Source organism: Enterococcus wangshanyuanii (assembly GCF_002197645.1).
Taxonomy (GTDB): domain Bacteria; phylum Bacillota; class Bacilli; order Lactobacillales; family Enterococcaceae; genus Enterococcus_L; species Enterococcus_L wangshanyuanii.
In genome coordinates this window covers 2,242,620-2,267,814 of record NZ_CP021874.1, presented here as the reverse complement: position 1 = coordinate 2,267,814, position 25,195 = coordinate 2,242,620, and the positions used below count along the sequence as shown (strand labels likewise).

21 protein-coding genes and 2 other annotated features are annotated in these 25,195 nt (G+C 38.9%); of the genes, 17 read left to right on the top strand and 4 right to left on the bottom strand.

The window, feature by feature from the left end:
* The first annotated feature begins 542 nt into the window (after positions 1-542).
* On the top strand, positions 543-4,652 hold the full coding sequence (locus CC204_RS11235) for a MucBP domain-containing protein (RefSeq protein ID WP_088270215.1): 4,110 nt from the start codon (positions 543-545) through the stop codon (positions 4,650-4,652).
* Positions 4,653-4,919: 267 nt separating this feature from the next.
* Here CC204_RS11235 and CC204_RS11230 read toward each other — a convergent pair whose 3' ends face one another.
* Together CC204_RS11230 and CC204_RS11225 are read right to left on the bottom strand one after the other, a co-directional pair.
* Entirely contained in the window at positions 4,920-5,327 is a 408-nt protein-coding gene (locus CC204_RS11230; protein ID WP_088270214.1) for a hypothetical protein, read from the bottom strand.
* Between the two features lie 18 nt (positions 5,328-5,345).
* On the bottom strand, positions 5,346-5,792 hold the full coding sequence (locus CC204_RS11225; protein WP_088270213.1) for a YueI family protein: 447 nt from the start codon (positions 5,790-5,792) through the stop codon (positions 5,346-5,348).
* A gap of 397 nt (positions 5,793-6,189) precedes the next feature.
* On the opposite strand from CC204_RS11225, the gene CC204_RS11220 reads away from it, so the two are divergent.
* The 4 genes from CC204_RS11220 to CC204_RS11205 all read left to right on the top strand — a co-directional run bounded on the left by CC204_RS11220 (position 6,190) and on the right by CC204_RS11205 (position 10,301).
* A complete protein-coding gene (locus tag CC204_RS11220; RefSeq protein ID WP_088270212.1) occupies positions 6,190-7,137 on the top strand; it encodes an ABC transporter permease in 948 nt (315 codons plus the stop codon).
* Complete coding sequence (locus CC204_RS11215) at positions 7,134-8,102, top strand: iron chelate uptake ABC transporter family permease subunit (RefSeq protein ID WP_088270211.1); 969 nt, start codon at positions 7,134-7,136, stop codon at positions 8,100-8,102. Before CC204_RS11220 ends, CC204_RS11215 begins: the two co-directional genes overlap by 4 nt.
* On the top strand, positions 8,099-8,857 hold the full coding sequence (locus tag CC204_RS11210) for an iron ABC transporter ATP-binding protein (RefSeq protein WP_088270210.1): 759 nt from the start codon (positions 8,099-8,101) through the stop codon (positions 8,855-8,857). The genes CC204_RS11215 and CC204_RS11210 overlap by 4 nt, the downstream gene beginning before the upstream one ends.
* A 481-nt stretch (positions 8,858-9,338) precedes the next feature.
* Positions 9,339-10,301, top strand: coding sequence for a siderophore ABC transporter substrate-binding protein (locus tag CC204_RS11205; RefSeq protein ID WP_088270209.1), 963 nt, complete (start codon positions 9,339-9,341; stop codon positions 10,299-10,301).
* An 83-nt stretch (positions 10,302-10,384) separates the two neighbouring features.
* Here the strand turns inward: CC204_RS11205 and CC204_RS11200 are convergent, their stop codons facing one another.
* Positions 10,385-10,822: an Lrp/AsnC family transcriptional regulator gene (locus tag CC204_RS11200; protein WP_088270208.1), complete on the bottom strand. Its 438-nt coding sequence runs from the start codon at positions 10,820-10,822 to the stop codon at positions 10,385-10,387.
* A 120-nt stretch (positions 10,823-10,942) separates the two neighbouring features.
* On the opposite strand from CC204_RS11200, the gene CC204_RS11195 reads away from it, so the two are divergent.
* The gene (locus CC204_RS11195) at positions 10,943-11,488 is read left to right on the top strand and encodes a cysteine hydrolase family protein (RefSeq protein WP_088270207.1); all 546 of its coding nucleotides are present in this window, start codon (positions 10,943-10,945) and stop codon (positions 11,486-11,488) included.
* A 105-nt stretch (positions 11,489-11,593) separates the two neighbouring features.
* Here CC204_RS11195 and CC204_RS11190 read toward each other — a convergent pair whose 3' ends face one another.
* A complete protein-coding gene (locus CC204_RS11190; RefSeq protein WP_088270206.1) occupies positions 11,594-12,901 on the bottom strand; it encodes a MucBP domain-containing protein in 1,308 nt (435 codons plus the stop codon).
* Between the two features lie 245 nt (positions 12,902-13,146).
* Positions 13,147-13,382, top strand: a binding site (T-box leader).
* 522 nt (positions 13,383-13,904) lie between these two features.
* On the opposite strand from CC204_RS11190, the gene CC204_RS11185 reads away from it, so the two are divergent.
* The 11 genes from CC204_RS11185 to CC204_RS11130 all read left to right on the top strand — a co-directional run bounded on the left by CC204_RS11185 (position 13,905) and on the right by CC204_RS11130 (position 25,191).
* Positions 13,905-15,551, top strand: a complete 1,647-nt coding sequence (locus tag CC204_RS11185) for a peptide ABC transporter substrate-binding protein (RefSeq protein WP_162288346.1) — start codon at positions 13,905-13,907, stop codon at positions 15,549-15,551.
* A gap of 11 nt (positions 15,552-15,562) precedes the next feature.
* A complete protein-coding gene (gene pepT, locus CC204_RS11180) occupies positions 15,563-16,804 on the top strand; it encodes a peptidase T (protein WP_088270204.1) in 1,242 nt (413 codons plus the stop codon).
* A 51-nt stretch (positions 16,805-16,855) separates the two neighbouring features.
* Positions 16,856-17,083, top strand: a binding site (T-box leader).
* A gap of 586 nt (positions 17,084-17,669) precedes the next feature.
* Complete coding sequence (gene trpE / locus CC204_RS11170; protein ID WP_088270202.1) at positions 17,670-19,034, top strand: anthranilate synthase component I; 1,365 nt, start codon at positions 17,670-17,672, stop codon at positions 19,032-19,034.
* On the top strand, positions 19,031-19,624 hold the full coding sequence (locus CC204_RS11165; RefSeq protein ID WP_088270201.1) for an anthranilate synthase component II: 594 nt from the start codon (positions 19,031-19,033) through the stop codon (positions 19,622-19,624). Before trpE ends, CC204_RS11165 begins: the two co-directional genes overlap by 4 nt.
* Entirely contained in the window at positions 19,608-20,621 is a 1,014-nt protein-coding gene (trpD, locus tag CC204_RS11160) for an anthranilate phosphoribosyltransferase (protein WP_088270200.1), read from the top strand. The genes CC204_RS11165 and trpD overlap by 17 nt, the downstream gene beginning before the upstream one ends.
* Entirely contained in the window at positions 20,622-21,380 is a 759-nt protein-coding gene (gene trpC, locus CC204_RS11155) for an indole-3-glycerol phosphate synthase TrpC (protein WP_088270199.1), read from the top strand.
* On the top strand, positions 21,377-21,982 hold the full coding sequence (locus tag CC204_RS11150; protein WP_088270198.1) for a phosphoribosylanthranilate isomerase: 606 nt from the start codon (positions 21,377-21,379) through the stop codon (positions 21,980-21,982). Before trpC ends, CC204_RS11150 begins: the two co-directional genes overlap by 4 nt.
* Positions 21,975-23,168, top strand: a complete 1,194-nt coding sequence (gene trpB, locus CC204_RS11145; RefSeq protein WP_088270197.1) for a tryptophan synthase subunit beta — start codon at positions 21,975-21,977, stop codon at positions 23,166-23,168. Before CC204_RS11150 ends, trpB begins: the two co-directional genes overlap by 8 nt.
* On the top strand, positions 23,165-23,926 hold the full coding sequence (trpA, locus tag CC204_RS11140) for a tryptophan synthase subunit alpha (protein ID WP_088270196.1): 762 nt from the start codon (positions 23,165-23,167) through the stop codon (positions 23,924-23,926). Before trpB ends, trpA begins: the two co-directional genes overlap by 4 nt.
* A gap of 91 nt (positions 23,927-24,017) precedes the next feature.
* A complete protein-coding gene (locus tag CC204_RS11135; RefSeq protein ID WP_088270195.1) occupies positions 24,018-24,530 on the top strand; it encodes an isoprenylcysteine carboxylmethyltransferase family protein in 513 nt (170 codons plus the stop codon).
* Positions 24,531-24,621: 91 nt separating this feature from the next.
* The gene (locus CC204_RS11130) at positions 24,622-25,191 is read left to right on the top strand and encodes a GNAT family N-acetyltransferase (RefSeq protein ID WP_088270194.1); all 570 of its coding nucleotides are present in this window, start codon (positions 24,622-24,624) and stop codon (positions 25,189-25,191) included.
* The last annotated feature ends 4 nt before the right edge of the window (positions 25,192-25,195 follow it).

The window sequence follows — 25,195 nt, the reverse complement described above, 5'->3', positions numbered from 1 at the left end:
TGTTTATCTGCAACGTCTTTGACGAGAAAGCATCAACTCGTTCCTCATTGTGTTTTACAGTAATTTCGGCTTATTTCCGAAGGGATAGTTTTTTTCTCATCGTTTATCCGAGTATAGAGAGCGAAACAAAACTGATTTTTAGTTTTGTTTCGCTTTTTTTTTCACGAAAAAAAAGAAACGCGACTCTATTTCCAAATAAACAGCGAAAAAAACAGTTCCTTCTTATTCCTTGGAGCCAAATATATTTTCTTATCCTCTTTTTTTATTTTATGAATAATATTTAAAATTTAAATGACATTTTTTCTTTTATTTTAAAAAAAGATGTCGTTTTAGCTGTGGAGAAACAGTGTAAAATATGTGATGTAGTAGTGAGAAATATGTTTTTCGCTGCTAGATGGTGAAAAATAAAAAATATCACTTTTAAATAAGATTAATATCTGCTGTTTTATCAAGATGTTTTATGGAAAATATCTAAAAATCGATTCTTTTTTACCAGTCTTGATTCAATAGCAAAAATAGATAAGAAAGAAGAGGGAGAGAGAATGAAAAACGGATGGCAACTATTAGCAGGATCGTTGATGGGGATCTTCGTATTAGGCGGCTGGCAGGAAACGGTATTAGCGGATGATGTCTCTGTAAATACAGTATCTGAGTTACAGGAAGCTGTAAAAACAGCTCCCGGAAATCGTACGATCAGACTAGGTGAAAATTTCCCGTCTGATTTAGATACGACCATTAGTTTAACAGAATCAGCTTATGATATTACGATCGACGGTAACGGCAATACGCTACAGTCGAGTAGTAAAAAGCAGCTGTTTTCATATGGCAGTGGTACGGGTAATCCTGATGCCAGTTTGACATTGACAAATATGGATTTAGAAGGATTAGGAAATAATGTTCGGGCGATCTCAGTGGGTGGTTACCAAGGAAAGTTTATATTAGATAACGTCAAAGTGAATAATTTTCAAAGTTATGATGATGGAGGTGCACTGTACACTTCGGGAAATACTGTTTTGAAAAATAGCACCTTTTCTAATAATAAAAATACTGGATCAGGTTATTCTGGCGGAGCAATTGCAAGCAAAGGCTTTTCGGCTACGTTAGAAGTCACCAATTCAAGATTCGTAGGAAATGAGACCATGTATGCCGGTACAGGAAATGTTGGTGGAGAAGGTGGCGCATTTTACTTTTTCCAACCGAGTGCTTCAGCTAACTTTATTTTCAAAAATAATTATTTTGAAGCAAACAAAGCGGTTGAAACAATTAATGGAGGAAGTGCCAAGTTAGCTGATGGCGGCGCAATTGCCTTCTTCAATATTGTTGAGGGAACCAATATTTTATTTGACGGAAACACGTTTAGAAAAAACATCGCTGGTGATGACGGCGGCGCTGTTTTGATTCAAACGAATAGTAATTTTAGCAGTGGGGTGATGTTTAGCAACAACACCTTTTATGAGAATCAAGCATTAGGGCAAGACCTTTCAGCCAATAACGGAGGAGCGATTCAAATCTATGCCAATGGCGGAATTATTGAAGGTCGAAAGGCAGTCATTGATTATGTGAACAATACCTTTGTCAATAATCAGGCTGTATATGATGGTGGTGCTATTGGCAGCTCAGGATATGTGACCAACACTTCTGCGGGTCGTTATGCAAATAATTTATTTGTAGGAAATAAAGCTCGGACTGCAACAAAAAATAATATTGCAGATGCCACGATTGCTGGAGCGGGTAATTTAGAAACGAATATTGGATACGATAACGGTACGTTAAGTAATGTGAGTGTGGAGGATGTGTTTGGATCGATGACGGTTCACTTGGTGGATAATTACAATCAAATCACAGCAGGCACGTCAAAAGATCGAATAATCATTCCAACGATTCCGATCGTACCTGAAAAAGCAGCTGATAATCAGGTAGAAAATCTCCGAAATGTTTCGATCGACCAACGAACTTTTACGAGGGAAGCTAAAGCAGATATTGGTTCAGTAGAAATGGACTGGATCAAATACGACAGCAATGGCGGAACGTTTACGTTTGATGAAGCGATCACTGATTATCAAGGAAAAGAATATTACGAAATGGATGATCAAACAGCCTATTACCAAGTCGGATATGGAGGTTTAGAAAGAACGATTCCTGCTCAGACAGATTTAAAAGCAGCTAGAGACGGCTATCGATTTATGGGGTGGTCGACGGATAAGACAGCAAGTAAGCCAGATGAAGTATACGCGCCAGGTAAGGCGATCATCACGCAAAAACCAGAGACAACATTATATGCGATTTGGAAAAAAGCAGAAGCCGTTACGGTTCATTATATGACTTATGATGAGAACCAGCAGCTCGTTAAAATAAGTCCTGATGAGACTTTGACTGGTAATTTAGACGAAGCGTACCATGCACATATCAAACAAGTCGACGGTTATGCTTTTGCAGGCGTGAAAGATGGCGACTCTATTTCAGGCGTTTTCAGTGATGAAGCAAAAGAAATCACTCTTATTTATGTAAAAGAGACCAAAGAAAAAGGCGCAGTGCTTTCACAATATCAGGATGAAAATGGAACTCCTTTAGCTGGCGATGAGGTTAGTTTAGGCGAGATCGGCAGCGACTACAGCACTCAGCCCAAAACGATCGCTGGTTATACGCTAAAAGAAGTGCAAGGCCAAGAAACAGGTAAATATGAAACAGGCATTAAAAAGGTTATCTATATTTACAAAAAAGACCCATTGCCGCAAGGTCAAGTGACTGTTCATTATCAATTAGAAGATCAAACACCGCTAACAGCAGATGTTGTTTTAACTGGGGCTGTTGATGATTATTACTCTGTTGAATTTAAAACCTTTGATGGATACACCTTAAAAGCAGTACAAGGAACTACTGGCGGCAAATTTACCAGTGCGGCTCAAGAGGTCACATTGATCTACACACCAGAGGTCAAAAGAAATGGCACTCTTTTAGTACAATATCAAGATGAAAACGGGATGCCGTTAGCGCTGGATGAGGTTACGATGCAAGAAGTGGGAACGACCTATACAACAATCGGTAAAACAATTCCCGGCTACACGTTAAAAGAGGTCATAGGAGCAGAAACAGGAACATACACAGAAGGGATTACTAACGTTATTTATGTGTACCAAAAAGATCCATTACCACAAGGAAAAGTCACTATTCACTATCAGCTTGGGGATCAAACAGCGCTAGCACCGGACAGTGAAATTACTGGTACAGTAGGAGAGGTTTACTTTGTAGATATACCAAGCTTTGATGGCTATACGCTGAAAGAAATTAGCGGGAAAATAGGCGGGCAGTTTGAAGCAGCTGATCAGGAAGTTACGCTTGTCTATACTAAAAACACACAAGAAATCGTTGTTGGATTTTTACTTGTTGATTATCAGGATGAAGAAGGCAATACGATCGCACCTAGTGAATTGACTAGTAATAATGTCTCTACTCCATATGATACGGACGTCAAAGAAATTCCCGGCTATACCTTCAAGACAGTGATCGGAAATCCGGATGGCGTTTATGGTATCGGAATGACTCATATCGTCTATATTTACAGCAAGAATCCAGTGAAGCAAGGTCAAGTCACTGTTCATTATCAAACAGACCAAGGAGAGCAGTTGGCTGAGGATATGATTTTGACGGGAGCTGTTGATGATGTTTATTATGCTGACATCAAAATTTTTGAAACGTATACACTAAAATCGATCGTTGGGAAAAACTATGGACAATATACAGAAACGGCTCAGGAAGTGACTTTCGTTTATACTAAAGAGCAAACAGGAACCGGCCTTTTGGTCGTAGATTATTTAGATGAACAAGGACATCCTTTGATCAGCAGTGATTTCTTTACAGGAGATATCGCGACGGATTATCAGACAAGTCCTAAAGACATTCCGGGTTACCGTTTGAAAGAGACAGTCGGAGCTGAGCAAGGTCAGTACGCTGATGACGTGTCAAGAGTCACATATGTTTACACGAAAGAAGCGCAATCAGGAAAAATCATTTTCCATTACCAAGATGAAACAGGGAAGAAGCTGCAAGAAGATATAATGGACGAACAGCCAGTCAATACGCCGATTAGTTTAGCTGACTTTATCAAGGAAATTGATAACTATACTTTCAAGGAAATAAAAGGGACCAACCAGGGGATTTACACTGAAGAAACGCAAGAAATCACATTTATCTATAGTCAAAAAATCGGGAAAATCACTATCAAATACCTTGATACAAATGGAAAAGAAATAGCAAATGCTGAAAATCTAACTGGCCTAGTAGGTACAGACTATCAATTAGAAGCGAAAGCGATTGATGGCTATATCTTCAAGGAAGTTCAAGGTGCAGATGCTGGGAAATACGGAGTTGATCCAATAGTCGTCACGTACATTTACGAGAAGAAAGTACAGCCGAATACGAATAACAAGAATGAAGAAAAAGGTCAAAATCAAGTGGCTGCTAATGGCGTTGTTCCTTCTTCAGCTGGTTATGCGTATGGCATCAGTGGTTTAGCAAATAATAACAAAGGCACGTTAAAATCAGTCTTTCCAAAAACAGGAGAAACGCAAACAAGAGGACTAACGATTATCGGGTTAGTATTACTGGCGAGTATGCTTTCTGTTCGATTTTTCCTTAAAAAGAAGACTGATTAAAAGAAATCGTTTTAGCGCAACAATTAAAAAAGCTTGAAATTTAAGCTTTAAGAGAAATAGTAAAAGGACTGGGAGATAACTCTATGAGTTATGACCTAGTCCTTTTTAAAACGAATAAACGACGTACGCTATACTTCGATCACGTCAGCTGATGCATACAGTTGCACTATTGTTCAAAGAACAAAGTGAATCTAATAAAATTCTAATTGCTAAAGAACTAAAAGTTGAACACTTCTGTCCAGCCTTATTTTGATTCAGCTACTATTTTTAATATTCTAGTTCTTTGATCGCGATGGTCTGTTTCGTTTCTTCAACTGCCAATCCAGTCTTATTTTCCCACCATTGCTTCATTTCACGTTCATAAGTTGTCGGGAAAGCGGCAAGGGTATCAATTAAATTTTTTCCTAACAGTCGGGCATAAGGATAGTTCAGAATCAGATTATACTTAAGTTCAGTTAACAAACTGTAATATTGAAACATCATATAATGCAGCTCCTCATTATCATCTTCAAGCATGACTTTAGGTGCGTGATCCAGCATAAAACCAAAGCTTCTCATCATAAAAGTAAAAGCATCCATATGCTCTTCTTCGATCTGCTCCACTTCTCTAAGTAGGGTAATGTGAGCGGTCAGAGCATTTGCTAAATCCTGTTTCAGTAACCGTTGTTCGATCATTTCAAAGAACCCCTTTCGTTAATTGAATAAATTATGCCAAAACCCTTTTTTTACTGGTGATTTTTCATCGGAAGTATTTTCTTTAGGGTATTTTTGTGCGATATCGATCGTTTCTACATTGACTGCTTCTTTTGCGGCTAAAATCAATCCCAGTGAATCAGGTGTATTCGTGACGGAATCGTTGACCACCGTGAAGGGAATGTTTCTTTCATTGATCGATTTGATGTAACTTGATTGTAAGGCAATATCCATTGCGCCATTTAGAAGGACAAAAGCTTCTGGATGGTGCTGTGCTTCATTTAAGAAATGTTCTTTATTTATTGAATCTTTCATTTGGGCAATGGTCATTGTCAGGTAACAGCGTTCTCGGAAAGTACCCATGTACTTTCGCTGTTCCTCTGGTTTTAGCTGCGGGGTGCCATACATTGCATTATCTAAATGTTTCTGTAAGTCATCTTGCGCCATAAAATATCGAACCTGCTTTCATTCAGTAGTCTTAAACAAATTATAGCATAGAACACTTGAAAGAACTGACTTTATCCGTTATTTAAGTAAGCTGAAATAGCAAAAAGGTATTGCTTTTCTTATGAATTTCGCATAGACTAATAAATAAGAATGAAAATCATTCTCAATTAGAAAGGCTGAACATACTCGTTCAACTTCGAAAGGAAAATAGGGAATCATGAATGTGCCGAACTATGGCACAGACAGGAGTCATCTTTTTACCGAGAAGTTAGTATGTAAAGCTGGATCAATAGAAAAGCTGAACATATTCGTTCAACTTAGTCAAAAATTTATAAAACACCACCTTAGCTTTAATCGATACTTGTGGTTTTATATTTAGAAAAAATGGAGAGAGTTTATGAAAAAATTGGGTCTATTTGTTCTCCTACTTCTTTTGATCGTGTCGTCCATTTTCGTTGGCGTCAAGGATATTTCTTTGACTCAACTCTTTCAATGGGATGCACAACAACAGTTGGTATTGTTGACGACAAGGGTACCGCGAACAATCAGTTTGGTGATCGCTGGTAGTACGATCAGTATTTCTGGTTTGATCATGCAGCATTTAACACAAAATAAATTTGTTTCTCCAAGCACAGCAGGAACGATGGATAGCGCGCGTTTAGGGATTTTGGTCGTCATGATATTTTTTCCAAGTGCACCGTTATTATTTCGCTCGTTTGTCGCATTTCTATTTGCATTTGGCGGGACGCTGGCATTTATTTATTTAACACGTTTTTTGCCGGCAAAAAATCAAGTCATGATTCCTTTGATCGGTGTGATGTTCGGGAATATCATTGGTTCGATCGCGACCTTTTTTGCTTATCAGTTTCAATTGGTTCAAAATATGTCTTCTTGGCTGCAGGGAAATTTTTCTACAGTGATGAAGGGAAATTATGAGCTATTGTATCTGACGATACCTTTATTGGTCGTCACATATTTGTTTGCCTATCGATTTACAGTAGTTGGGATGGGCGAGGATATGGCAACAAATTTAGGTATAAATTATCAGCGTGTTCAGCTGTTTGGCTTAGGCATCGTCGCTTTATCCAGTGCAGTGGTACTGATCATGGTTGGGAATATTCCCTTTTTAGGTGTCATCGTGCCGAACCTTGTTTCGCTAAGATATGGAGATCACATGAAAAATACATTGGCGATCACAGCCGTTGGCGGAAGTATTTTCTTGTTGGCTTGTGATGTGTTGGCTCGTGTCGTGATTGCGCCTTACGAAATACCTGTTAGCGTGGTTGTGGGTGTATTAGGCAGCTTCATTTTTATTGCTTTATTGATGAGGAGGAAAACAGCATGAAAAAATTCTTCCAGTCATCAACCATAAAAATTATGGTACTGCTTTTGGCGGTTCTAGCAGTCTGTGCGCTTTACTTATCCTATAAAACTTATGGGAACTGGGCCTTTGCTTTAGAGCTGAGAGGGAAAAAGCTATTGGCTTTTGTTTTTGTCGGTGTTGCAGCCACTTTTTCAACGATCAGCTTTCAGACTATGACGCAAAACCATTTTCTAACACCGAATATTTTGGGTTTAGATTCATTATATGTGTTTATTCAAACGTTATTATTTTTCGTATTAGGCGGGCAGCAGCTTTTAGGCAATGAAACGGTGGGGACTTTTTTGATCAATGTCTTGTTGATGGTCGCAGCTAGTATCGTATTATCCCGTTTTTTATTGCGTAAAGGCAGCAATGATTTATTTTTACTATTGATGATCGGAATCATTTTAGGCACGTTTTTCAATAGTATCAGTACTTTTTTACAAGTAGTGATGGATCCAAATGAGTATGATCTGCTTCAAGGAAAGCTGTTTGCAAGCTTTGGTAATGTGAATAGCCAGCATTTGCTGATAGCCGGAATTTTAATCACCTTGCTGGTTGGATTTCTTTGGATGAAGAGTTCTACTCTAGATGTTTTACATTTGGGAAATGATCAAGCAACCAGTTTAGGCGTGGATGTACCAAGGTTTCAATTTATCTTACTGACCGTCATTAGTGGATTGATCGGCTTGTCAACGGCATTGGTTGGTCCTGTGACATTTTTAGGTTTTATTGTAGCAAATATGAGTTATCAATTGATGGGTACCTATCGCCATCGTGATTTATTTATAGGCGGCAGCTTATTGTCGATTTTATTGCTTGTTTTTGGTCAATTTTTAGTTGAACAGGTTTTTCAGCTGAACACGACGTTAAGTATTGTGATCGAGTTTGGCGGCGGATTGTATTTTGTCGGGAAAATTATTAGTGAAAGGAAGCAGCGTGGATGATCGAAATTAAAAATGTATCAAAACGATATGGTGAAAAAATTGTTGTCTCAGAAGTTCAATTGCCGATTACAGAACAAAAACTGACCGCTTTTATTGGGCCAAATGGAGCAGGAAAAAGTACCTTACTTTCGATGATGAGCCGTTTGATTCCTAAAGATACAGGAGAAATTTATTTAGATCACAATGAAGTCAAAACTTGGAAGCAAAGTGAATTATCCAAGAAATTATCGATTTTGAAACAAGCGAATGGTATTAATTTAAAAATCACTGTTAGAGAACTCGTTAACTTTGGTCGGTTTCCATACAGTAAAGGTCGCTTAAAAAAAGAAGACCATGAAAAAGTTGAAGAAGCGATGAAAAATCTTGGCTTGCTGGATTTAGCAGATGAGCTGATCGATACATTATCCGGCGGTCAATTACAGCGTGTCTATATTGCTATGGTTTTAGCACAGGATACAGATTACATTTTGCTGGACGAACCATTGAATAATTTAGACATGAATTTTGCAGTTCAAATGATGCAGACCTTACGTCGCTTAGTCGATGAATTTGGTAAAACGGTGGTCATCGTACTCCATGATATCAATTTTGCCGCCAGCTATGCAGATGAAATCGTAGCAATGAAGGACGGTCGCCTATTCACTCACGGCACGACGGATGAAGTGATCCAATCAGAAACATTGAATAAATTATACGATATGAATATCCGAATCTGTGAAATCGAAGGCAAACGCTTTTGCATGTATTTTAGCTAGAAAAGCTGAGGGCGTTGCCCAGCTCTCGAGCAAATAAGGAAAAGCGTTCAAAGGGGCTCTAAGCCTTTGAAAAGATTTTATCTATTTGTCGAAAGAGCTAACGCCAGAAACTGGATCAAAGAAAAGCTGAGGGCGTTGCCCAGCTCTCGAGCAAATAAGGAAAAGCGTTCAAAGGGGCTCTAAGCCTTTGAAAAGATTTTATCTATTTGTCGAAAGAGCTAACGCCAGAAGCTAGATCAAAGAAAAGCTGAGGGCGTTGCCCAGCTCTCGAGCAAATAAGGAAAAGCGTTCAAAGGGGCTCTAAGCCTTTGAAAAGATTTTATCTATTTGTCGAAAGAGCTAACGCCAGAAGCTGAATCAAAGAAAAGCTGAGGACGTTGCTCAACTCTCGAGCAAATAAGTAAAAAAATCCATCTATTCATGGTGGACTCAAAATGTTAGCAAGAAATTTAAACAAATAAATATAATTGGGGGAAATAGAATGAAGAAGAAATTTTTAGCAGTCGCAGCAGTATCAATGATCGCCTTATTAACTTTAGGTGCTTGTGGAAATGGCGGTAACAATGCAACAGACGGTTCATCTGCAAAAGAATCAAGTGCAGAGGAAACAACGATCACAGTAGAAGATTCAAACGGTTCTGTTGAAGTGCCAAAGAATCCTAAGAAGGTTGTTGTTTTCGATAATGGGTCATTAGATACGCTGGATGCTCTAGGTGTGGGTGATACAGTTGTTGGAGCACCAACAAAAAACTTGCCGGAATATTTAGCTGATTATAAAAAAGTTGAGTCTGCAGGTGGAATCAAAGAACCGGATTTAGAAAAAATCAATCAAATCAAACCTGATTTGATCATCATTTCTGGTCGTCAACAAGATTTCCAAGACAAGCTTGAAAAGATTGCGCCAACGATTTATTTATCAGTAGATGCGAAAGATACATGGAATTCTACAAAGAAAAATATCGAAACGCTTGCTAAAATCTTTGACAAAGAAGACGAAGCAAAAACGAAAATCGCTGATTTAGAAAAAGAAATCGCTGATGTGAAAGAAAAAGCAGAAGCAAGTGATGAGAAGGCTTTAGTTGTTTTAGTAAATGAAGGTCAATTGTCGGCTTATGGTACAGGCTCTCGTTTTGGGATCGTTCATGATACATTTGGTTTCAAACAAGCAGATGATACGATCGAAGCATCCACTCATGGCCAAAGTGTTTCGTTTGAATATGTCTTAGAAAAAAATCCTGATATTTTATTCGTAGTTGACCGCACGAAAGCAATTGGCGGAGATGATACAAATGATAATATAGTAGATAATGAACTAGTAAAACAAACAAACGCGGGAAAAAATGGCAAAGTAATTTCACTACAACCTGATGTTTGGTATCTAAGTGGCGGCGGACTAGAATCTACTCATCTGATGATTGAAGACGTTGCAAAAGCTTTAAAATAAGGATGACTATTTAGTGTAGAGAACTATCGTGATGGCTTTAAAAGTAAAGAAAAAAACCAGTGGGTGCTTCAACTCACTGGTTTTTATTCGTTGTTTGAATAGCCGTTGATCGAAATATCAAGTGTATCTGTTGTTCGATCGGAGATGACCGTTTCTACACTATACCGCGCCCACTTTGATACCTTTTCAATAAATGGTGCTAAGTTTGATTCTTCAAAATGACCAATGATCATATAGCAGGCTTGGCCGGAGACCTTATAAATCGACGAGACTTCCTCATAAGTATTTACAAACTGCTCAAAGGCATCAAAATTATTAGAGTCCATGAAAACTCGAATGAATTGCGTGTGACTATGATTGATCTCAATGCTATATTTTTTTATAAGGCCATTTTTTTGTAAATTCAATATTCTGGCACTGACTGCTTGTCCAGTCATATGAATCATCTCACCAATTTCTTTGTTTGTTAGTTTGCTGTTTTGGGTGAGAATAGTCAAAATTTGCTTATCAATTATATCCATGAGTTATCTCCTTTTTCAGTTTGAAAGCATTCGTGCTATTTCTTTTTCACCAGGTTATTTATCGAGAAAAAACTTTCTTCTATACTAATAATAACAAATAATAGTAGAAAAGGTGATTTTATGAAACAAGCATTATTAGTGATAGATGTTCAAAACGATTATTTTGAACACGGAAAAATGGCGTTGGTTGAACCATTAAAGGCTTTGCATCAGGTAAATAGATTAGAGGAGCATTTCATAAACAAAAAGCTCCCAATCATCTACATCCAACATATAAAAGAAGATCCAAACGCCGATTTCTTTGGTCGCGGAACAGAAGGCTCATTGTTGCATTCGGATTTAAGAGTAGAGGATAGAGCTATTATCGTTGAGAAACAAACACCTAATTCTTTTTTTAAAACGAATTTATTAAAGATATTAGAATCTCTACAAATCGAACAGGTCGTTATTACTGGAATGATGACTCACATGTGCGTTGATTCAACAACTCGCGCAAGTAAAGAGCTAGGCTATGATCCTATTGTGATTTCAGATGCAACAGCGACGAAAGATCTTCGTTACGGAGGGAAAGAAGTATCCGCAGAAAATGTGCAGTACGCCTTTTTAGCAGCTTTACAAAATTTTTCTCAAGTGATTTCTACAAGTGACTATTTAAGTCACCTGTAGCTAACGAAAATACCCCATTTAGTTTTGAAGAGCGGATAAATCATTTTGTTTTATCCCAATGATTTATCCGCTAGGCATTGGGATCACCTGTTGTTTATTTAAAAATCAAATGTGCTCTCTCTTTTTCTTAGCAAAGTAAACAACACTAAGTAAGCTGAATCCTATTACAGTCAATGAGTTTGCAATCACTTTCTCGCCCGTTTTAGGCAACTGTGTATGTGCCTGTGAGTAACTTTTTTTCTGAGTTGGAGGAGATAGGATAGTATTTATTTGGTTATTTATTGTTACTTGGGTAGCAATTGGTGATGAGATGTTTTCCTTTTTCTGACTACTTGCTTGAGTAGTTTTCGATACGGGAATATTGTCAGGTAAGGTAGTGCTTACACCTTCTGAAGAATCAATAGCGCTGGCTAGCCTTCTATAAGTTGCTTTGAAATATTGATCTTCTAAATCATAGATCCCTTCGATAGAAGTTGTATCTGCCCTTTTAGTAGGTAAAGAGAATCCTAGAAATTCATAGCCGGCAATTACTGGTGCATCAATAGTAAAAGAATCATTAAATTTACCAGCTTGTGAAATTGGTGTTCCTAAGACCGTACCGTTTTCATCTACACAAACGACGTTTACAGTCGTCTGAACACGATCATATTGATAGATAACAGTTTGTGGAGCCGCCGTGATCATACCTGTTGCATTTTTGGGTATAGCTGTCAAAAAATAACCTGGAATCGTAAGCGGCATCGTATTGTAGCTGTCACCGACAAATCCAGCAACGAAGAGATCGAATTGAGTGAGCTGATTGCCAAAATCATCAAGATGTTTGATATTGACACTCCCGAAAGCTGTCGCGACAGGTTTGCTGATCACGATGGACAATGAATGGATTCCTGTCGCAGAGGCAGGAAATGTCACTTGAACGCTGAGCTGACCAGAAGCATCGATGCTAGGAACTGCTATTTCAGATGAGCTAGTCACAACATCATCCTCTGCCGCAGTCACAGGCAATGAGAAAACCTGAGTAGTATTAACTAGGCCGCTGAAAGAAACGGTTTGTGTAGTGTCAGATCGTTGATCTTCTAAAGAAATAGTTACAGTCACTTCAGCACTCGTTTCATCTACAGTCGAATTTTCTGTAAAAGTATTTTCTAAATCTGAAAGGACAGCCTCCGGTTCGATCGATTGTTCAGTCGATCCGCTTAGCGTTGTCTCTAGATTGCTTTTTTCAGTAGTATCCAAAGGTTTTTCTGATATTTTTTCTTCATCAGCCATAAGATTTTCGTCAATGGCTGTTTGCTTTTGCTGTGTAATGACGGTGTCTGTTGCTTCTTCAGCAAAAACGGAATACGTATCCAGCAAGGCAGGAACTAGCAGGACAGTTAAAACTAACTTAGTGATCCTTATCTTCTTTTTCAACTTTTTTTCTCCTTTTAATCCAACAAAAAATTAACAACTCTTTAACTTATAGTGTACCAGTTCCTTTAGCACCTGTCTTCATAAATTAAGAGAATAAAACCAATTCAAATAGCTTGAAACAGTACCTTTCTCATGTTTTAAATACATTATTTTAGAACGTGGACATAAAAAAAATGAATCGAAATGACTATTGACTCGCTCTGTTTTTTTATGCTACAATCCTTGTAATACATTATCTATTAAAATTAAATGTGAAGATGAGGAAAGTATTTTCTAGATAACTTATAGAGAGTCTCGGCTGGTGGAAAGAGACAGTGATGCTGGAGAAGAAAATGGCCTTTGAGCAAATTGATTGAACACGTTAAAATCAATTCAGGTGCGCCTGTTATAGCGCCTCAGTATGATTGTACTGAATGAGTGGGTTTTTTAGTTAAACCAATTGAAGGTGGTACCGCGAAAGTTTATAGCTCTCGTCCTTTTTTAGAGGACGAGGGCTTTTTGCTGTGAATCACTGCGACTGGCTACGCCAGAGCAGATGATGAACAGTACTTGGCGAGCGCAATCGAGCGAAGTAACCATACTAGTGAATCACAATCCTACGTTTCGATCTATCAATTTCTAAGAGCTAAAGCTTTAAGAATTGAAGGACTGCCATTGGCTACGCCAGAGCAGATGATGAACAGTACTTGGCGAGCGCAGTCGAGCGAAGTAATCATACTAGTGAATCACGACCCTGCGTTTCGATCTATCAATTTCTGAGAGCTAAAGCTCTAAGAATTGAAGGACTGCCATTGGCTACGCCAGAGCAGATGATGAACAGTACTAGTGAATCACCCACAAAATAGAATCGGCATTCACTAGACGAAAACCAAAGCTCTAAAAATTGAAGGATTATCTTTGTCTCCACAAGTTCACTCAGCAATCAATTTTTAAAACACTCAACATTCACAAACAACTATGGTAGGAGTAGCTAATGTATGAAATTATTGGAGGGGGAACAAAAATGAAGAAAAAATTATTTGTCGTAACGACAGTACTAACAGGTTTGTTACTAGCTGCCTGTGGAGGAAATGATAAAAAAGAAACAACTAAAACTGAAACTGAGGGCATAGCAACAAGCCAAAAAATCGAAATCAGTTCGCCAGCTCCATTATCTACATTAGATACCACACAGACAATGGACAAAAACACCTTTACGATCGTTCAGCACTTATTTGAAGGTCTGTATCGCTTCGAAGATGATAGTACACCGATTCCAGGCCTAGCTGAAAAAGTCGATATCAGTGAAGATGGTTTGACGTATAAATTTACACTTAAAGACAATATCAAATGGAGCAATGGTGAACCGATCACTGCACAAGATTTTCTTTACTCATGGAAAAAGCTAGTCACACCTGAAACGATTGGACCAAATGCCTATTTGTTGGATAACGTAAAAAATAGTAAAGCCATACGCAATGGTGAAAAATCAGTCGATGAGATGGGGATTTCTGCACCAAGTGAGAAAGAATTTACTGTTGAGTTAGAGCAGGCACAGCCTTCATTTCTAACGGTTGTTTCAATCGGTTGGTTAGCGCCTCAAAATAAAGAGTATGTGGAGAAACAAGGGAAAGAATACGCCCAAGACAGCGATCATTTGATCTATAGTGGTCCATTTATCTTAACAGATTGGGATGCGTCATCTGATACTTGGGTCTTGAAGAAAAATCCGGAATACTATGATGCAGAAAAAGTAAATCTGGAAGAAATCAAAGTCAATACGATCAAAGAAGAAAATACGGGCATCAATTTATATCAATCAGGTGAGTTGGATTTAACACGTATCAGCGGACAATATGTTGCTCAATATCAAGATGATGCAGGGTATGTGACTCATTCTGATGTAGCAAATTATTTCTTAGACTTCAACAAACAAGAAGGGACAGCGCCGGCCAATGTTCATTTACGTAAAGCTATCGCTCAGGCGATCGACAAAGATGCTTTAGCTAAAAGTGTGTTAAATGATGGCTCAAAACCGCTAAATGGCCTGATTCCAAGAAACTTATACAAGAATCCGGATACCTCAGAAGATTTCCGGGAATTTAGTGGAGACCATTTAGTGTATGATATCGAAAAAGCTCAAGAAGAATGGAAAAAAGCCCAAGCTGATCTAGGAGATAAGGTGAAATTATCTGTCTTAGTATCAGATGATGATAATGGGAAAAAACTCTCTGAATATGTTCAAAGCCAGTTACAAGAAAACTTAAAAGGCTTAGAAATCACGATCAACGCTCAGCCGAAAAATAATGTCCTTGAATCAAGAAAAAATAAAAAATATGAACTATCATTATCAGGCTGGATCGCTGGTAGTAGCGATTTAGACTCATACTTCAATCTGTATGACGGGACATCTGCTTACAATTACGGCGGCTACGAAAACAAAGAGTATGACAAGCTAGTAACGGAAGCAAAAACGATTCATGCTAATGATCCAGAGAAACAATTTGAAGATTATAAAAATGCCGAAGATGTCTTATTAAATCAAGATGCAGCACAAGTACCACTATATCAAAGTGCATCTAACTATTTGATCAATCCAAAAATCAAAGGCATCAGTTATCATTTATACGGCGACTATTTCAATCTTAGAACGGCCTTTTTAGAAGAGTAGGAGTGAAACAGATGGAAAATTTATTCGATCGCTTTATCCGCTATGTGAAAGTCAATACACGCTCCGATGCAGCTAGCCAAACAGTACCGACGACTCATGGGCAAGTTGAACTAGCTCGGATAATTGAAAAAGAGTTAGCTGAGATCGGTCTTTCTGATATCAACTACAATGAAAAAAACGGTTTTTTAACAGCAATGTTACCGGCTACAACAACAGAAAAAATTCCTACGATTGGTTTTATCGCTCATCTTGATACTGCAGATTATAATGCAGAACAGATTCAGCCAAAGGTTTTTAAAGATTATGATGGTACATCAGTTCTGTTGAATGAGCAGCAGCAGATCGTTATGGACGTAGAAGAATTTCCGAATTTAAAAGACTATGTCGGTCAGACCTTGATTACAACTGATGGAACAACGTTATTAGGAGCAGATGATAAGGCGGGAATCGTGGAAATTTTAGATGCTGTCGAGTATTTATTGGCTCATCCGGAAATTCCTCATGGTAAAGTGCTACTTGCTTTTGGACCGGATGAAGAAATCGGCCGCGGTGCTGACCGTTTTGATGCAGCAAATTTTCCGGCAGCTTTTGCTTATACGGTGGATAGTGGTCGAGTAGGCTGTTTTGAATATGAAACCTTCAACGCTGCACAAGCAGTTATCACGATCGAAGGGACAAGCGTTCATCCAGGAACAGCCTATGGCACGATGGTCAATGCAATCAAAATAGGGGAACAACTGGATTCCTTATTACCTAGAGACGAAGTTCCAGAAAAAACACGCGGATATGAAGGCTTTTATTTATTGACGAAATTTAATGGCACCTTAGATTATGCTGAATTGACTTATATCATTCGCGATCATGACAAAAACGTATTCAATCAACGCAAGCATGTCTTACAGGAGTATGTGAATGAGCTAAACGATTCGTTTGATAAAAAAAGACTGACCATTGAGTTCGTCGATCAATATTACAACATGAAAGAAATTATCGAAAAAGACCTGACGCCAGTAGAGCTAGCTGTGACCGCAATGAAAAATTTAGGGATCGAACCAGAAATTCAGCCGTTTCGCGGGGGAACAGACGGATCGAAAATCTCATTTATGGGTATTCCGACACCTAATTTATTCACAGGTGGAGAAAATTTCCATGGACAATATGAATTTATCACCTTAGAAGCCATGGAAAAAGCAGCGAAAACGATCGTCGAGATCATCAAAGAGAATACGATTCGCGGACAAAACGAAAAATAATATAAAAAATAGTTGACAATATTAGAGTTTTCTAATATGATTATTCTCAATAACAAAGCTTTGAGAAAGAGGAGTAACAACACAGAAACTTTTCAGAGAGCTGATGGTGGTGAGAATCAGCAGGGGATGGGTTGTGAATGGACTTTCGAGCAAAATGTTGAAAAAGTAGTAGGCATTTTCGGGAACTCCCGTTATAGAGTAAGGTCGTTGATAGACGACTGATAAGAGGAAAGAATTTCTTTCAAACTTGAGGTGGCACCGTGATCATTCGCCCTCAAACCACAGATACCTTGTGGTTTGAGGGCTTTTTGTTGTGAATCACTACGATTGGCTCTGCCAGAGTAGATGATGAACAATACTTGGCGAACGAAGTGAGCGAAGTAACCAAAGTATGAATCACCAAACGCAAGAGGCTTAGAAAAACAGTCAACGAAAAACTAAAAAGAACGTTGGACCTAAGCCAGAGTAGATGATGAACAATACTTGGCGAACGAAGTGAGCGAAGTAACCAAAGTATGAATCACCAAACGCAAGAGGCTTAGAAAAACAACTAACGTAAAACTAAAAAGAACGTTGGACCTAAGCCAGAGTAGATGATGAACAATACTTGGCGAACGAAGTAACCAAAGTATGGGTCACTAACTGCAAGAGGCTTAGAAAAAACAACTAACGTAAAACTAAAAAGAACGTTGGCTCTAAGCCGGAGCAGATGATGAACCTTAGATTATTGATCACTCAAGTAAAAAAGAAAAGTCATTTCCATTGAGGTGGTACCGTGGATACTATTATTCGCCCTCACAAAACAGACATCGTTCTGTTTTGTGAGGGCTTTTTGTTTTACTAAATATAGAAAAGAGGGAAATAGATGCAGTTGATCAAAGAAATTCAAGCCGATTATTTAACGGCTATCTCCGCATTTTTACGGATCAAAGGAAAAAACAAATGTCTCTTAGAGAGTATCCCCAGAGACAAAAGCAAAGGTCGATATTCGATTATTGCTTGGGATGCAGCAGCTGAAATTACGTATGCAGGAAGCCAATTGACTATTGGTGGTAAAGTGTTCAAAACACGTGACCCATTAAAAGAAATCGAGAGGTTTGTTTTAAAAAAGGAAGAAGCTGACATAGTGCTTCCCTTTCAAGGCGGAGCAATTGGATATGTAGGCTACGATGTGATCACCTGTTATGAAGAGCTGGGAGAAATTCCTTTTGATGAGCTAAATATTCCAGACATTCATTTTTACCTATTTGACTCTTATTTGATTTTCGATCATGTGGGGGAAAAAATTTCGCTTGTCGAAGCGGATACCTACTCGAATCGGACTATAGAAGAGTTAGAAAAAGCGCTCAATCAAAGAAGTAATGAGCTTCAAATACCAAATGAAGCAGAACGAAAAGACATTCAATTAGCACCGCTGAACTATGAAAGTAATTTTACAAAAGAAGACTTTGAGCAAGTAGTCAGTAAGATAAAAGAGTACATTCGACAAGGCGATTTATTCCAAATGGTACCATCACAGCGCTTAAAAGCAGTGTTCAGTGGAGATCCATTCGACTATTATCGTCGTCTGCGTGTCACTAACCCATCCACCTATCTGTATTTCTTAGATTTTGGGGAAACCTATGTCGTCGGTTCATCACCAGAGAGCTTGGTCAGCGTCAAGGCTGGAATCGTTACGACGAATCCAATTGCCGGAACACGAAAACGTGGGGGAACCGTTGAACAGGACACACTATTAGAAAATGAACTGCTCAATGATGAAAAAGAACGGGCGGAACATTTGATGTTGATTGATTTGGGGAGAAATGATATTGGCAGAGTCAGCGAAACTGGTTCGGTAGAAGTACCAATTTATATGACAGTCGAAAAATATCGATTTGTGATGCATTTGGTTTCTGTCGTTACAGGGAAATTAAAATCAGGTTTTTCCTCGATGGATGCGTTAAAAGCAACTTTGCCGGCTGGCACAGTCAGCGGAGCACCGAAGATCAGAGCGATGCAGCGCATTTATGAATTAGAACCGGTCAAAAGAAATATCTATGCCGGCGCAGTTGGTTATTTATCTAAAGATGATCAAGCGGATTTTGCTATTGCGATCCGTACGATGATCATTCATAAAGGAACTGCTTATGTCCAAGCAGGAGCAGGAATCGTCCATGATTCTGACCCCACAAAAGAATACGAAGAGACGCTGCAAAAAGCGAAAGCATTATTGGAGGTGAGCCAATGATTCTATTGATCGATAATTATGATTCATTTACTTATAATTTAGCCCATTTATTAGGTAGTTCAAGAAAGGTCGTAGTTGCTAGAAACGATGATGATCAGCTCCTTGAATTAGCAAGGCAGGCGAAAGCTATCGTGATTTCGCCAGGACCAGGGACACCAGCAGAAACAGGGGACGTGAAAAAAGTGATTCATGCATTTTATCAGCAAAAACCTATTTTGGGTATTTGTTTAGGGCATCAGACGATTGGCGAGGTATTTGGCGCTCAAGTTGTTTTAGCTGAAGAAATTCGTCACGGTAAGCAATCGATGATCACTACAGAATCAGAAAGCCATCTCTTTAAAGATGTTGCATCTGAGGTACCAGTGATGCGTTATCATTCGTTAGTGATCGATCCAAGTACACTTTCAAAGGAATTTATCATTTCTGCAACAGCTAAAGATGATCAAGAAATCATGGCGATCGAGCATCAAAAATATCCCCTTTTTGGACTACAGTTTCATCCTGAATCGATCGGTACACCTATAGGAGAGAAAATCATTCAAAATTTTATTCAATCAATGGAGGACTATGACTATGAAACGACTACTTGAGAAAGTTTTTGCACGTGAACATTTGACACGTCAAGAGGCTCAGCAAATGGCAGAAAAAATGTTTGAAGGAGAAATGACAGACAGTCAAATCGCTGCTTTTTTAACGGCGTTGAAATGCAAAGGGGAGACTGCAGAAGAGATGGCGGGAATTGCTGAAACCATTCAAGGAAAAGCTGTTAAGATCACGTGTGACGCTCACAATGTGATGGATAACTGTGGTACAGGCGGCGATCAGTCTGGGAGTTTCAATATTAGTACGACAGCTGCTTTTGTTCTAGCAGCAGGAGGAGTAACCGTTGCAAAGCATGGCAATCGAAGTATTTCCAGTAAATCAGGAAGCGCGGATATTTTTGAGTGCTTGGGACTTGATTTGTCCTTGCTTCCAGCCAAGTTAAGCACATTACTCAACGAGGTAGGATTAGCTTTTCTATTTGCCCCTCATATGCATCCCAAAATGAACTATGTGATGAAGGTTCGTAAAGAGCTAGGGACACCCACTATTCTAAATTTGATCGGGCCCTTGACGAATCCGGTTACTTTAGAGTCACAATTGATGGGAACTTATCGGCGAGACTTGCTGGAAGAGACAGCTAAAACACTTGGAGGCTTAGGACGGAAACGGGCAATCGTCGTTAATGGATCTGGCGGCATGGATGAAGCGTCTTTAGCAGGAACGACCCATTTCGCGTTATTGGAAAATAGTACGATTTCTATGCATGAGATCAGACCTGAAGAATTTGGTTTTACTCGTTTGCCGTTATCAGCTATTCGTGGTGGAACTGCCGAACAAAATACAGAAATTCTGCTGTCTATTTTGAAAAATCAGGTTAGTCCTTATTTAGATACGGTTCTATTGAATGCTGGATTAGGATTTTTTAGTAATGGAAAAGTGAGTACGGTCAAAGAAGGAATTTCTTTAGCAAAAGAGTGTGTTTCCAGTGGCGCAGCATTTGATAAATTACAGCAATTGATTCGTATGCAAAAGGAGGTAGCATAGATGGATTTTTTAGATCAGATTCTTAGTGAAAAAAGACAAGAAACGGCACAAATGACCAAAGAAAAACTGCAGCCACTTCGTCAAACTATCTCTTTCTATGAGCGAGTAAATGCACAGCCTGAACGAATGCATATCATTGGAGAAGTCAAACGTGCTTCGCCATCCAAAGGTGCAATCAATTTAGGAGTCGATATTCTTGAACAGGCGAAAGCTTATGAGCAGGCCGGTGTCACGGCTATTTCAGTCCTTACCGATGAAAGCTTCTTTAAAGGTTCGATCGAAGATTTACGGCAAATAGCCGCTCAGGTGAATATACCAGTTTTATGTAAAGACTTTATTATTGATGAAAAACAATTGATTCGTGCACGGAATGCAGGAGCAACCATCGTTTTATTGATCGTTGCTGCACTATCATATGCTGAACTCGAACAGCTTTACACACAAGCGCTGGCATTAGATCTAGAAGTGCTGGTCGAGGTTCATGATGAGCAGGAACTGATCATTGCTGAAAAGCTAGGTGCAGTACTGATAGGGGTCAACAATCGCAACTTGAAAACATTTGAGGTTTCTCTTGAAGTCAGTCAAACACTAGGAGAAAAACAAACAACACAAGCAGTTTACATTAGCGAATCCGGTTTCTCTAATCAGGAACAGGCAGAACGAGTGAAAGAAAGATACCAGGCAATTTTAGTGGGTGAAGGATTGATGCGCCAAAATGATCCTAAGTCAAAAGTTAAGGAATTGCAGGTGAAACGATGAAAGTCAAAATATGCGGCTTAAAAACAAAGAAGCAGGTGGATACAGCAGTCAAAAATGGCGCAGACTATCTTGGATTTGTTTTTGCCGAAAGTAAACGAAAGATCAGTCCAGATGAAGTCAGAGAAATCACGAAAGATGTGCCGGAAACAGTCAAAAAAGTCGGCGTCATGGTTGCACCGAAATACGAAGAAGCTGAACGAATTATTCAACAAGCAAAATTAGATATGCTCCAGATCCATGGGATGGTAGCGACGGATCAGTACTCTGTTCCAATCATTCAGGCGATCTCTGTCGATGGCGATGAGCAAATCAAGAGGATCCAAGCTGCGACGACCGACTATTTACTTTTCGATGCGCCGCCACAAGAGTTTGTTGGTGGAAATGGACAAGTATTCGATTGGGAAAAACTAGCTCTGGATCAGTTAACAGACAAAAAAATAGTTATTGCTGGCGGATTGACGATCGAAAATGTTCAAGAAGCGAAACGAATGTTTTCACCATATGCGGTAGATGTTTCCAGCGGAGTTGAAACGGATGGAATAAAGGATTTAAAAAAAATCAGCGCCTTTTTAAAGAAGGCGAAGGAGGAAAACAATGTATAAACAACCAATTGAAGGATTTTATGGTGAATTTGGCGGACAGTTTGTCCCAGAAACATTGATGTATGCAGTAAAAGAGTTAGAAGAAGTCTATGAAGCATCAAAAAAAGACGAAGAATTTCAAGAGGAATTAAATTATTATCTAAAACAATATGTTGGAAGAGAAAATCCTCTGTATTTTGCTGAGCGATTAACAGACAAAATTGGCGGAGCGAAGATCTATTTAAAACGAGAAGATTTAAACCATACAGGTGCACATAAGATCAATAATACGATCGGACAAATTTTATTAGCTAAAAAAATGGGCAAAAACAAAGTCGTTGCTGAAACTGGTGCTGGTCAGCATGGAGTAGCAACGGCAACTGTAGCCGCTCTGTTTGGAATGGAATGTACTGTTTTTATGGGTTCAGTGGATGTGGCTCGTCAATCATTGAATGTTTTTCGTATGGAATTATTAGGTGCTAAAGTGGTAAGTGTGACGTCTGGAAGTGAGACATTAAAAGATGCCGTGAATGAAGCTTTACGGTTTTGGGTTGCTAATGTCGAGGATACCCATTATGTGATGGGTTCAGTTTTAGGGCCGCATCCATTTCCTGAAATTGTTCGTGATTACCAAAGTATCATTGGCATCGAGGCACGACGTCAGATTTTAGAAGCAGAACAAAAATTGCCAGATGCAGTTGTCGCTTGTGTGGGTGGCGGCAGCAATGCGATGGGGATTTTTTATCCTTTTATCAATGATCAGGTGGCGTTGATCGGAGTAGAAGCAGCAGGTTTAGGTTTAGAGACAGAGTCACATGCAGCAACGATCAATAAAGGAAAAACAGGTGTACTGCACGGAGCGATGATGAAGCTGCTTCAAGATGAGAACGGCCAAATCTTAGAAGCCTTTTCGATTTCAGCCGGCTTGGATTATCCTGGATTAGGTCCAGAGCACTGCCATTTAAATGATATCGATCGTGCCACGTATGCTTCTGTCACAGATCAAGAAGCACTGGACGCTTTTGAATTACTATGTCAAACGGAAGGGATCATTCCCGCGTTAGAAAGTGCTCATGCCATTAGTCATGCGGTGAAAGTGGCGAAGGAACTTGGAAAAGAGAAACAAATCATCGTATGTCTTTCAGGGCGTGGGGATAAAGATGTACAGCAGATCAAAGCATTGTTCGAACAGGGGGATAACAAATGAAAACATTGACCAAGCATTTAAAAACAAAACAACAGAATGATGAAACGATTTTTGTCCCGTATATCATGGCGGGGGCACAAGGTTTGGATCAGTTGGAGAGTGAAATTTCTCTACTTTCTGAGGCGGGTGCTAGTGCGATTGAATTGGGGATTCCATTTTCAGATCCAGTGGCAGATGGACCTGTTATTCAAGCCGCGGGGCTGCGTGCACTGCAAAAAGAAGTATCTCTGACAAAGATCATCGCTAAATTAAAAAAAATCCAAACCCAGACGCCATTAGTTTTAATGACATATTTCAACCCAATTTTTTATTTTGGATTAGAAACATTCATCCAAGAATTACAGGAAACCAATGTCAAAGGCCTGATCATTCCGGATTTGCCGTTTGAACATCAAGAATTAATAAAACCTCTTTTGAAAGAAAGTGATATTGCTTTGATTCCACTAATTGCATTAACGACACCAAAAAAACGGATCGTTGAGTTGGTGGAAGCTGGCGAAGGGTTTATTTACGCAGTGGCGGTCAATGGTGTGACTGGTGTCGGTAGGGAGTACCAAGCTTCTCTGGATCAACATTTAGCTTACATCCAAAGTATCAGTGATAAACCTGTTCTTGCTGGATTCGGCGTTTCTACCAAGGAGCATGTTGAACGGTTTAGACGAAATTGCGCCGGAGTGATCGTGGGGAGTAAAATTGTTCAATTGTTGAGTGAAGGAAAAACGATCGAAGTTGAAAAGTTTGTTAAATCTGTCTTTTAGAATGTTTTTAAAAATAAAAAGTATTGTTAATTGTTTTTGTTTAAACTAAAATAGGGAGGTCAGAGATTTAAACATAAAGGAGCGGTATACAATGATTTATTTGTCATTTTTATTATTTGCAAGCATTAGGTTGCTATTTTTGAGGTATTCAATCAAACAAGAAAAAGCACTTATAGCTGCTGGTGGCGTTGAATATGGGGAAAAAGTTTCTTTTCTACTAGCAATTATCCACACAATTATTTATTTTTCTGCCTTTTTTGAAGGGATCATAAGAAAGATACGTTTAGATTCGATTAGTGTAATAGGGCTGTTATTGATTGGGCTTTCGTATGCTGTTTTAGTTTACATTATTCATTTACTTGGGAAATTTTGGACGGTCAAACTGATGATTGCGAGTGACCATGTCTACATTGATCATTGGCTATTTAGGAAGGTCAAGCATCCAAATTATTTTTTTAATCTTATTCCTGAATTAATAGGAATAATCCTATTCTTCCATGCTTGGTTGACAGGGATTATCGGCTTACCTATTTATATGATTATTCTTATGTTGAGAATCAAAGAAGAAAATGAAGTGAATAAGCAATTTAAAAGGAATATATGAATAACATCAACGACTATTTTTTATTTTGTTTAAATTTAACTTGCATGGCGTTTAGTCTTTCTGTAAAGTAGTATAAAAAGCAGGTGACCCTATGGAATTAGTAATCAACCGAAACTTGATTTTTGCTCAGAACCAACGTCTGGAAACTGAGCGTTTGATTTTACGACCGGTGACACTGGAGGATGCGAAAGAGATGCATGAGTATGCATCGGATGAGGAAACAGTCACCTATGTTTTCCCGCTGCATCAAACACTCAAAGACACCAAAGAAAGTATTGCAAATTATTTTGTCAGTGCTCCTTTAGGAAAGTATGGTATAGAATTGAAAGAAACTGGGCAGTTTATCGGGACGATCGATCTACGGGTTGAAGAGCAGCATCATAATGGTGAAATTGGGTATACGCTGAATAAAAAATTCTGGGGCAAAGGTTATGTACCGGAAGCTGCAAATGAACTACTTCGTCTCGGTTTTGGAGACCTCAAGCTGATTCGGATTTGCGCGGTTCATGATATCGACAATCCAAAATCCGGACGGGTAATGGAGAAAATCGGGATGAAAGTTGAAGGCACCATTCCTAATGCTCGGCTGTGGAAAGGCAAAGTTGTCACTGATGTTCTAAGAGGAATCACGGTTGAAGAATGGCAACAGCTGCATGGATAAAATA

Bases quoted from the DNA above. Each gene is read 5' to 3' on its own strand.
- CC204_RS11235 (WP_088270215.1), top strand. From the start codon at position 543: ATGAAAAACGGATGGCAACTATTAGCAGGATCGTTGATGGGGATCTTC.
- CC204_RS11230 (WP_088270214.1), bottom strand. From the start codon at position 5,327: ATGATCGAACAACGGTTACTGAAACAGGATTTAGCAAATGCTCTGACC.
- CC204_RS11225 (WP_088270213.1), bottom strand. From the start codon at position 5,792: ATGGCGCAAGATGACTTACAGAAACATTTAGATAATGCAATGTATGGC.
- CC204_RS11220 (WP_088270212.1), top strand. From the start codon at position 6,190: ATGAAAAAATTGGGTCTATTTGTTCTCCTACTTCTTTTGATCGTGTCG.
- CC204_RS11215 (WP_088270211.1), top strand. From the start codon at position 7,134: ATGAAAAAATTCTTCCAGTCATCAACCATAAAAATTATGGTACTGCTT.
- CC204_RS11210 (WP_088270210.1), top strand. From the start codon at position 8,099: ATGATCGAAATTAAAAATGTATCAAAACGATATGGTGAAAAAATTGTT.
- CC204_RS11205 (WP_088270209.1), top strand. From the start codon at position 9,339: ATGAAGAAGAAATTTTTAGCAGTCGCAGCAGTATCAATGATCGCCTTA.
- CC204_RS11200 (WP_088270208.1), bottom strand. From the start codon at position 10,822: ATGGATATAATTGATAAGCAAATTTTGACTATTCTCACCCAAAACAGC.
- CC204_RS11195 (WP_088270207.1), top strand. From the start codon at position 10,943: ATGAAACAAGCATTATTAGTGATAGATGTTCAAAACGATTATTTTGAA.
- CC204_RS11185 (WP_162288346.1), top strand. From the start codon at position 13,905: ATGAAGAAAAAATTATTTGTCGTAACGACAGTACTAACAGGTTTGTTA.
- pepT (WP_088270204.1), top strand. From the start codon at position 15,563: ATGGAAAATTTATTCGATCGCTTTATCCGCTATGTGAAAGTCAATACA.
- trpE (WP_088270202.1), top strand. From the start codon at position 17,670: ATGCAGTTGATCAAAGAAATTCAAGCCGATTATTTAACGGCTATCTCC.
- CC204_RS11165 (WP_088270201.1), top strand. From the start codon at position 19,031: ATGATTCTATTGATCGATAATTATGATTCATTTACTTATAATTTAGCC.
- trpD (WP_088270200.1), top strand. From the start codon at position 19,608: ATGAAACGACTACTTGAGAAAGTTTTTGCACGTGAACATTTGACACGT.
- trpC (WP_088270199.1), top strand. From the start codon at position 20,622: ATGGATTTTTTAGATCAGATTCTTAGTGAAAAAAGACAAGAAACGGCA.
- CC204_RS11150 (WP_088270198.1), top strand. From the start codon at position 21,377: ATGAAAGTCAAAATATGCGGCTTAAAAACAAAGAAGCAGGTGGATACA.
- trpB (WP_088270197.1), top strand. From the start codon at position 21,975: ATGTATAAACAACCAATTGAAGGATTTTATGGTGAATTTGGCGGACAG.
- trpA (WP_088270196.1), top strand. From the start codon at position 23,165: ATGAAAACATTGACCAAGCATTTAAAAACAAAACAACAGAATGATGAA.
- CC204_RS11135 (WP_088270195.1), top strand. From the start codon at position 24,018: ATGATTTATTTGTCATTTTTATTATTTGCAAGCATTAGGTTGCTATTT.
- CC204_RS11130 (WP_088270194.1), top strand. From the start codon at position 24,622: ATGGAATTAGTAATCAACCGAAACTTGATTTTTGCTCAGAACCAACGT.